This window comes from Agrobacterium sp. 22-210-1 (assembly GCF_053522525.1).
On sequence record NZ_JBNWCI010000001.1, the window covers coordinates 2,007,209 to 2,015,142 of the forward strand.

5 protein-coding genes are annotated in these 7,934 nt (G+C 60.1%); 2 read left to right on the plus strand and 3 right to left on the minus strand.

What is annotated here, in order from left to right:
• Window positions 1–132 precede the first annotated feature (132 nt).
• The 3 genes from ileS to ACQZ5F_RS10155 form a co-directional block, all read right to left on the minus strand.
• Window positions 133–3,036, minus strand: coding sequence for an isoleucine--tRNA ligase (ileS, locus tag ACQZ5F_RS10145; RefSeq protein ID WP_225339431.1), 2,904 nt, complete (start codon window positions 3,034–3,036; stop codon window positions 133–135).
• A gap of 281 nt (window positions 3,037–3,317) precedes the next feature.
• Window positions 3,318–4,298: a bifunctional riboflavin kinase/FAD synthetase gene (locus tag ACQZ5F_RS10150; protein ID WP_046800687.1), complete on the minus strand. Its 981-nt coding sequence runs from the start codon at window positions 4,296–4,298 to the stop codon at window positions 3,318–3,320.
• A gap of 42 nt (window positions 4,299–4,340) precedes the next feature.
• Window positions 4,341–5,189 (minus strand): TIGR01459 family HAD-type hydrolase, encoded by an 849-nt coding sequence (locus tag ACQZ5F_RS10155; protein ID WP_046800747.1) that lies wholly within the window; start codon window positions 5,187–5,189, stop codon window positions 4,341–4,343.
• A 371-nt stretch (window positions 5,190–5,560) separates the two neighbouring features.
• On the opposite strand from ACQZ5F_RS10155, the gene groES reads away from it, so the two are divergent.
• Together groES and groL are read left to right on the plus strand one after the other, a co-directional pair.
• On the plus strand, window positions 5,561–5,857 hold the full coding sequence (groES, locus tag ACQZ5F_RS10160; protein ID WP_003522946.1) for a co-chaperone GroES: 297 nt from the start codon (window positions 5,561–5,563) through the stop codon (window positions 5,855–5,857).
• A 74-nt stretch (window positions 5,858–5,931) separates the two neighbouring features.
• Window positions 5,932–7,566, plus strand: coding sequence for a chaperonin GroEL (gene groL / locus ACQZ5F_RS10165; RefSeq protein WP_046800686.1), 1,635 nt, complete (start codon window positions 5,932–5,934; stop codon window positions 7,564–7,566).
• Window positions 7,567–7,934 lie beyond the last annotated feature (368 nt).

The following is a 7,934-nucleotide window of genomic DNA, read 5'->3' on the forward strand; positions in this document are numbered from 1 at the left end:
GCCGTGCAAATCCGGCCATTTTCAGGCAGGTGTACCGGATGAAGAGGCAAAGCGCAATTCATCCGGTTATTTTCCTCGCGCATCGGCCCGAAACCGGAATCGGTTTCGCAAGGAACGATGCGCAGCTTGAAATCATGCCAGGGTGGCAAGCTCGCGCAGTGCCGCCGCATCGCGGGCCGATACGTCAGGATATTGCGGATCGGAGCCGACATCGGTGGTGATGCGCCAGGAGCGGGCGCATTTTGCACCTTCCGCCAGCTTCTGTTCGACCACGACCTTCGCCACTTCCGGCAGACGGAAGCCATCGGCCGGGCCTTCATCACCCACCACCGAGATGGCCGAGGTGATGCAGATTTCGGCGAAATCCTGCCCGTTCAGCGCCGCCAGAAGATCGGCATCGGCGATGTGCACGACGGGGGCCGCCTCAAGCGAGGAGCCGATACGCTTTTCACGGCGCTCGACTTCCAGGGCACCTGTCACGACCGTGCGGACCTTGCGGATCTTGTCCCACTTGGCTTCAAGAGCATCGTTCTTCCATTCCGCCGGGATTTCCGGGAACTGGACAAGATGCACCGATTCCGCATCCGGATAACGCGACAGCCACGCTTCTTCCGTCGTGAAGGGCAGCATCGGCGCCAGCCACGAAACGAGGCAGTCGAACAGTTTCGCGATGACCGACAGCGATGCCCGGCGCTTCAGCGACGACGGCGCGTCGCAATAAAGCGTGTCCTTGCGGATGTCGAAATAGAAGGCGGAAAGCTCGACATTCGAGAAATCCACCAGCGCGCGGGCGATTTTCTTGAACTCGAAACCGTCATAACCTTCGCGCACAACCTTATCCAGATCGGCCAGACGGTGCAGCACCAGCTTTTCCAGCTCGGGCAGATCGTCATAGGCGATCTCCTCGCCCTTATAATGGGCGAGCGTGCCGAGCATCCAGCGGATGGTGTTGCGCAGCTTGCGATAGGCATCGACATTGGTCTGGATGATGGCCTTGCCGAGGCGTTGGTCATCCCAATAATCGGTGGTCATGACCCACAGGCGCAGGATATCGGCACCGGCGTCCTTCATGACTTCCTGTGGCGAGACCACGTTGCCCTTGGACTTGGACATCTTCTCGCCCTTCTCATCCATGGTGAAACCATGGGTGACAACGGCATTGTAAGGCGCACGGCCGCGCGTCGCGCAGCTTTCGAGCAGCGACGAATGGAACCAGCCGCGATGCTGGTCGGAACCTTCGAGATAGACGTCCGCCGGCCACTTCATGTCCGGGCGGTCTTCCAGCGTGAAGGTGTGGGTGCAGCCGCTATCGAACCACACGTCGAGGATATCCATGACCTGCAGCCACTTGTCGTGGTCGTGGTCATTGCCGAGGAAACGCTCCTTGGCGCCTTCGGCGAACCAGGCGTCCGCACCTTCGGCCTCGAAGGCCTCGAGGATGCGGGCGTTGACGGCCTCATCGATCAGAACTTCGCCCTTCTCATCGGCGAAGACGGCGATAGGCACGCCCCAGCTGCGCTGGCGCGACAGAACCCAGTCGGGCCGGCCTTCGATCATCGCGCGCAGGCGGTTCTGGCCGGAGGCCGGAACGAAGCGGGTGTCGTCGATGGCGCTCAGCGAGCGCGAACGCAGCGTCGTGCCGTCACCCAGTTCCTTGTCCATATAGACGAACCATTGCGGCGTGTTGCGGAAGATGACCGGCTTCTTGGAGCGCCAGCTATGCGGATAGCTGTGCTTCAGGCGACCGCGGGCAAACAAATTGTTTTCTGCGATGAGCGCCTTGATGACACGGTCATTGGCATCGCCCTTCTTGCCGTTATCGTCCATGACGCGGGCAGCACCGCCTTCGGCAGACGGGCCGAAACCGGGGGCGTCTTCGGTATAGAAACCGTCATCGCCAACCGGGAACGGGATGGCCGACGAAACGCCGCGCGCTTCCAGCTCACGCTGATGCGCGGTCCAGACGTCAAAGTCCTCACGACCATGGCTCGGCGCAGTGTGCACGAAACCCGTACCGGCATCGTCGGTGACGTGATCGCCTTCGAGAAGCGGAACCGGGAAATCGTAGCCGAGCGACGCCAAAGGATGGGCGCAGGTGATGGCGGCCAGTTCTTCGGTTGTCACATCGCGAACGAGCTTGAAGGTCAGCTTCGCCTTGGCCGCTGCCTCATCGGCAAGCTTCTTGGCGAAGATCAGCTTTTCACCCGGCTGCGGGCCAAAATCGTTCTGCGCGCTTTCGACTTCGAACAGGCCGTATTCGACCCGCGAAGAAAACGCGATGGCGCGGTTGCCGGGGATGGTCCACGGCGTGGTCGTCCAGATGACGACGGAGACGTCGGAAAGACCGGGAACCGCATCCTTGACCGGGAATTTCACCCAGATCATGTCGCTCTCGACATCGGCATATTCGACTTCGGCTTCCGCCAGCGCCGTGCGCTCGACCACGGACCACATGATCGGCTTGGAGCCACGATAGAGCTGGCCGGTGCGGGCGATCTTCAGGAGTTCGCCGGCGATGCGGGCTTCGGCGTGGAAGTTCATCGTCGTGTAGGGGTTTTCAAAGTCGCCCTCGATGCCGAGGCGCTTGAACTCTTCCGACTGAACCTTGATCCAGCCGGCGGCGAAGTCACGGCACTCCTTGCGGAATTCGTTGACCGGAACCTCGTCCTTGTTCTTGCCCTTGGCGCGATAGGCTTCCTCGATCTTCCATTCGATCGGCAGGCCGTGGCAATCCCAGCCCGGCACGTAATTGGCATCGTAACCGCGCATCTGGAACGAGCGGGTGATGACGTCCTTCAGGATCTTGTTGAGCGCATGGCCGATATGGATATTGCCGTTGGCATAGGGCGGGCCGTCATGCAGCACGAATTTTTCGCGGCCGGCGGCGGAGGCGCGCAGGCGTCTGTAGAGGCCCATCTCCTGCCAGCGCTTCACCGTTTCCGGTTCTTTTTGCGGCAGGCCGGCGCGCATCGGAAAATCCGTCTGCGGCAGATAGAGGGTGGCGGAATAGTCGAGTTTTTCTGCGGTGTCGCTCATAATCGTACCGTTGTTGCGCGCCGTGTCGGTCGCGCCGTCTCAATTTAAAAACAGGGCAAATACGGAAAGCGCCATGACAAATGTCATGACAAGCGCCAAAATCCCGGACCTTCCGGCTCGTCAGAGCGGGCGGAAAGCCGGGCCAATAATTCGGCCAATCTGAGTTTTAAACATCAACCGGTATTGGGACATGGCGGATTGTTTATGCGGTTTTCCAGTAAAAAGGAAGAGAAAAGCGACAGCAATCGGGGCCGGAATAAGGGTCTGTCAGCCCTTTCAGCTCAAAAGGCGATCTTGGCGTCCAGTTCGCTCAGCGGCCGCACGCCCGACAGCATTGCCCTTGCCTCTTCCTCGTCGCGCCTGATCTGCGCCACCAGCGGTTCGAGACCGTCAAATTTCAGCTCGTCGCGCAGATGCCCGAAGAAGGATACCGAACAGATTTCGCCGTAGAGGTCACCCGAAAAATCGAAGACGAATGTTTCAAGCAGTGCCGCGCCGTTTTCCGTGACGGTCGGGCGGTAACCGAAGCTTGCGACGCCATCGCGGATCGAACCATCGGGACGGCGGAACCGCACGGCATAAATGCCCGCCTTCAGTTCCGTCTCGGGTGCCAGCGCCATGTTGGCAGTGGGGTAACCCAGCGTGCGGCCGAGCTTCTTGCCGTCTATGACTTCACTTTCAACAGTGAAACGATAACCAAGTAGCCCGGCAGCCCCCGCCACATCGCCCTCGCACAGAAGCGAGCGGATACGGCTGGAGGACACGACATCGGCACCCTCGTCGCGGAAGGCATCCACCAGCGTCACGTCGAAGTCATGGCGCTTGCCGGCAGCCATCAGAAATGCCGGACCGCCTTCGCGGCCCTTGCCGAAATGGAAATCGAAACCGGTGACGACGGCGCTGGCGCCCAGCCAGTCGACCAGAATGGATTGGACGAATTCTTCCGCCGAACGCTGCGAGAATTCCCGGTCGAAGGGATATTCGATGACGGAGCGAAAGCCGATGGCCTCGAGAATGCGCGCCTTCAACGGCGCGGGCGTGAGGCGGAAGACCGGCGTATCAGGGCGGAAGACGGAACGGGGGTGTGGCTCGAAAGTCAGTACCAGCGCGGGAACGCCGCGGGCTTCCGCCAGCTCCAGTGCCCGGTCCAGCACGGCGCGGTGGCCGCGATGCACGCCGTCGAAATTGCCGATCGCGATGACACCGCCGCGAAGATTGTCCGGCAGCGGTTCCTTTTTTTCATTGCGATGAAAGACGGTCATGGCAGTCGATCCATATTTTACGCCGGCTTAAGCCAGACGTTCTTAGGCAAGGCGGGGCATCCACCAGCCGGGAGCCGCGCCCTGCCCCTTGAGATAGGCGTTGAGAAGTGCCTCGTCCGTCTGGCCATTCAGCGTATATTCGGCGGCGTGAATGCCGCCGCTGATATAAAGAAGGTTGAGGCCGCTCGCAATCGCGCCTTTCACATCCGTCGGCATGCCGTCGCCGATGGCGAGCACGCGATCCCTGGGGAATGCGCCGCGCACGTCTTTCGCCGCAGCAAGGCAGGCTTCATAGATCGGCATGTGCGGCTTGCCGGCAATGCGGACCTCGCCGCCCAACTGCTCATAATAAGCGGCCATGGCGCCGGCGCAGGGAATGATGCGCTCGCCGCGTTCCACCACCAGATCGGGGTTGGCGCAGATCATCGGCGCCTTGCGGGCGATGAAGCCCTTGAGCATCTCGGTATAATCCTCCGGCGTTTCCGTCTCGTCATCGAAGAAGCCGGTGCAGACGACGGATTGCGCCTCCGCCTCGCCGACTCGTTCGACATCGAGGCCTTCCAGCAGCGGCAGGTCGCGCTCCGGGCCGAGCAGGAAGACTTTTTTCGGGCCTTCCGCAATCAGCCCGCGGGTGACGTCGCCAGAGGTGATGATGCGGTCATAGGCTTCGTCCGGAACGCCGAGAACACGAAGCTGGTCGATGACGCCGGGAGCGGGGCGCGGCGAGTTGGTGATAAGCACCACGGTCTTGCCGGCCTTGCGCGCTTCCTGCAGCGCAACCGCCGCATCAGGGAAGGCGTTGACCCCGTTGTGCAGCACGCCCCAGACATCCGAGAGAATAACGTCGAACCCATCAGTGATTTCGCCGAGGGTGAGAATGCGATGGGCCATGAGAATGCTTTCCGGATGCGAGAAAAGGGTGTGCGTGACATCGCAAAGCGTAACGCCGATGGCAAGGAAAAAAGCGGCGCCGAGCCTGCCTGCGATCCACCCGCCACTGTGCGGACATAAAACCCCGCTAGGCTCGAAACGATGAGGAGTTGCCAAAAGGGTTGGTTTTCACCCGTCGGTCAGCGCATGGGAAATTTCTGTCATGGAACGCTGATAACCATAAGCCATGAAATTTTTCCGACAGGCCGTTCTTGACTCAGGCAGAAGGCCTCCTTATCTCGGCTTCGCTGGCACTCAAACAAGAAGAGTGCTAACACCCATCACGCGAGCCTCTGAAGGTTCGTGAAGTCATTTGATCGAGGGATTAGGCAATGACAAGCACCAATTTCCGCCCGCTTCACGATCGCGTCGTCGTTCGTCGCGTTGAATCCGAAGCCAAGACCAAGGGCGGCATCATCATTCCCGATACCGCCAAGGAAAAGCCGCAGGAAGGCGAAATCGTCGCCGTCGGTTCCGGCGCACGCGATGAGTCCGGCAAGGTCGTCGCTCTCGACGTCAAGGCTGGCGACCGCGTTCTGTTCGGCAAGTGGTCGGGCACCGAAGTCAAGCTCAACGGCGAAGACCTTCTGATCATGAAGGAAGCCGACATCATGGGCATCATCGGCTGATTTAGCCGAACCCGTCCTTCCTTAAATTTCAAGCCGGACCCGTTTCCGGCCATTCGAAACCAGGAGTTTTGAACATGGCAGCCAAAGAAGTAAAATTCGGCCGCACAGCGCGCGAAAAGATGCTCAAGGGCGTCGACGTTCTTGCTGATGCAGTGAAGGTAACCCTCGGCCCGAAGGGTCGTAACGTCGTTATCGACAAGTCCTTCGGCGCTCCGCGCATCACCAAGGACGGCGTTTCCGTCGCCAAGGAAATCGAACTGGAAGACAAGTTCGAGAACATGGGCGCACAGCTCGTTCGCGAAGTTGCCTCCAAGACCAACGACATCGCCGGTGACGGCACCACCACCGCAACGGTTCTGGCCCAGGCCATCGTTCGCGAAGGCGCCAAGGCAGTTGCTGCCGGCATGAACCCGATGGACCTGAAGCGCGGCATCGATCTTGCTGTTGCAGAAGTCGTCAAGGACCTTCAGGCCAAGGCCAAGAAGATCAACACTTCGGAAGAAGTTGCACAGGTCGGCACGATCTCTGCAAACGGCGAGCGTCAGATCGGCCTCGACATTGCTGAAGCAATGCAGAAGGTTGGCAACGAAGGCGTTATCACCGTCGAAGAAGCCAAGACCGCTGAAACCGAACTCGAAGTCGTCGAAGGCATGCAGTTCGACCGCGGCTACCTGTCGCCCTACTTCGTGACCAACCCGGAAAAGATGGTTGCGGACCTCGAAGACGCATACATCCTCCTGCACGAAAAGAAGCTTTCGAACCTCCAGGCCATGCTGCCGGTTCTCGAAGCCGTCGTTCAGACCGGCAAGCCGCTCGTCATCATCGCTGAAGACGTCGAAGGCGAAGCTCTTGCAACGCTCGTCGTCAACAAGCTGCGTGGCGGCCTCAAGATCGCTGCCGTCAAGGCTCCGGGCTTCGGCGACCGCCGCAAGGCCATGCTGGAAGACATCGCCATCCTGACCGGTGGTACCGTCATTTCCGAAGACCTCGGCATCAAGCTCGAAAATGTTACCCTCGACATGCTCGGCAAGTCGAAGAAGGTTTCGATCTCCAAGGAAAACACCACGATCGTTGACGGCGCCGGCCAGAAGTCCGACATCGAAGGCCGTGTTGCCCAGATCAAGGCCCAGATCGAAGAAACCACTTCCGACTACGACCGCGAGAAGCTGCAGGAACGTCTTGCAAAGCTCGCTGGCGGCGTTGCCGTTATCCGCGTTGGCGGTTCGACGGAAGTCGAAGTGAAGGAAAAGAAGGACCGCATCGACGACGCTCTCAACGCGACGCGCGCTGCCGTTCAGGAAGGCATCGTACCGGGCGGCGGCGTTGCCCTGCTGCGTTCTTCCACGAAGATCTCCGCCAAGGGCGAGAACGACGACCAGGAAGCCGGCATCAACATCGTGCGCAAGGCTCTGCAGGCTCTGGTTCGCCAGATCGCAGAAAACGCAGGTGACGAAGCTTCCATCGTTGTCGGCAAGATCCTCGACAAGAACGAAGACAACTACGGCTACAACGCCCAGACCGGCGAATATGGCGACCTGATCCAGCTCGGCATCGTCGACCCGGTCAAGGTTGTTCGCACGGCTCTGCAGAACGCAGCTTCGGTTGCTTCCCTGCTGATCACCACCGAAGCCATGATCGCCGAACTTCCGAAGAAGGAAGCTGCGATGCCGGCAATGCCGGGCGGCGGCATGGGCGGCATGGACTTCTAATCAGTCCTGTCACCGGAATTAAGAAAGGGCGGTCTTCGGATCGCCCTTTTTCGTTGCCGCCCATGCCTTTTTGCTGGTCCGGCGTCACAAGCGCGCCGGACGGGCGGCATGGACTTCCAATCACTCCTGTCACCGGAATTAAGAAAGGGCGGTCTTCGGATCGCCCTTTTTCGTTGCCGCCCATGCCTTTTTGCTAGTCCGGCGTCACAAGCGCGCCGGACGGGCGGCATGGACTTCCAATCACTCCTGTCACCGGAATTAAGAAAGGACGGTCTTCGGATCGCCCTTTTTCGTTGCCGCCCATGCCTTTTTGCTGGTCCGGCGTCACAAGCGCGCCGGACGGGCGGCATGGACTTCCAATCACTCCT

What these genes read in the sequence shown, in the direction of transcription:
- ileS (WP_225339431.1), bottom strand. Translation starts at nt 3,036, where the DNA reads ATGAGCGACACCGCAGAAAAACTCGACTATTCCGCCACCCTCTATCTG.
- ACQZ5F_RS10150 (WP_046800687.1), bottom strand. Translation starts at nt 4,298, where the DNA reads ATGACCGTCTTTCATCGCAATGAAAAAAAGGAACCGCTGCCGGACAAT.
- ACQZ5F_RS10155 (WP_046800747.1), bottom strand. Translation starts at nt 5,189, where the DNA reads ATGGCCCATCGCATTCTCACCCTCGGCGAAATCACTGATGGGTTCGAC.
- groES (WP_003522946.1), top strand. Translation starts at nt 5,561, where the DNA reads ATGACAAGCACCAATTTCCGCCCGCTTCACGATCGCGTCGTCGTTCGT.
- groL (WP_046800686.1), top strand. Translation starts at nt 5,932, where the DNA reads ATGGCAGCCAAAGAAGTAAAATTCGGCCGCACAGCGCGCGAAAAGATG.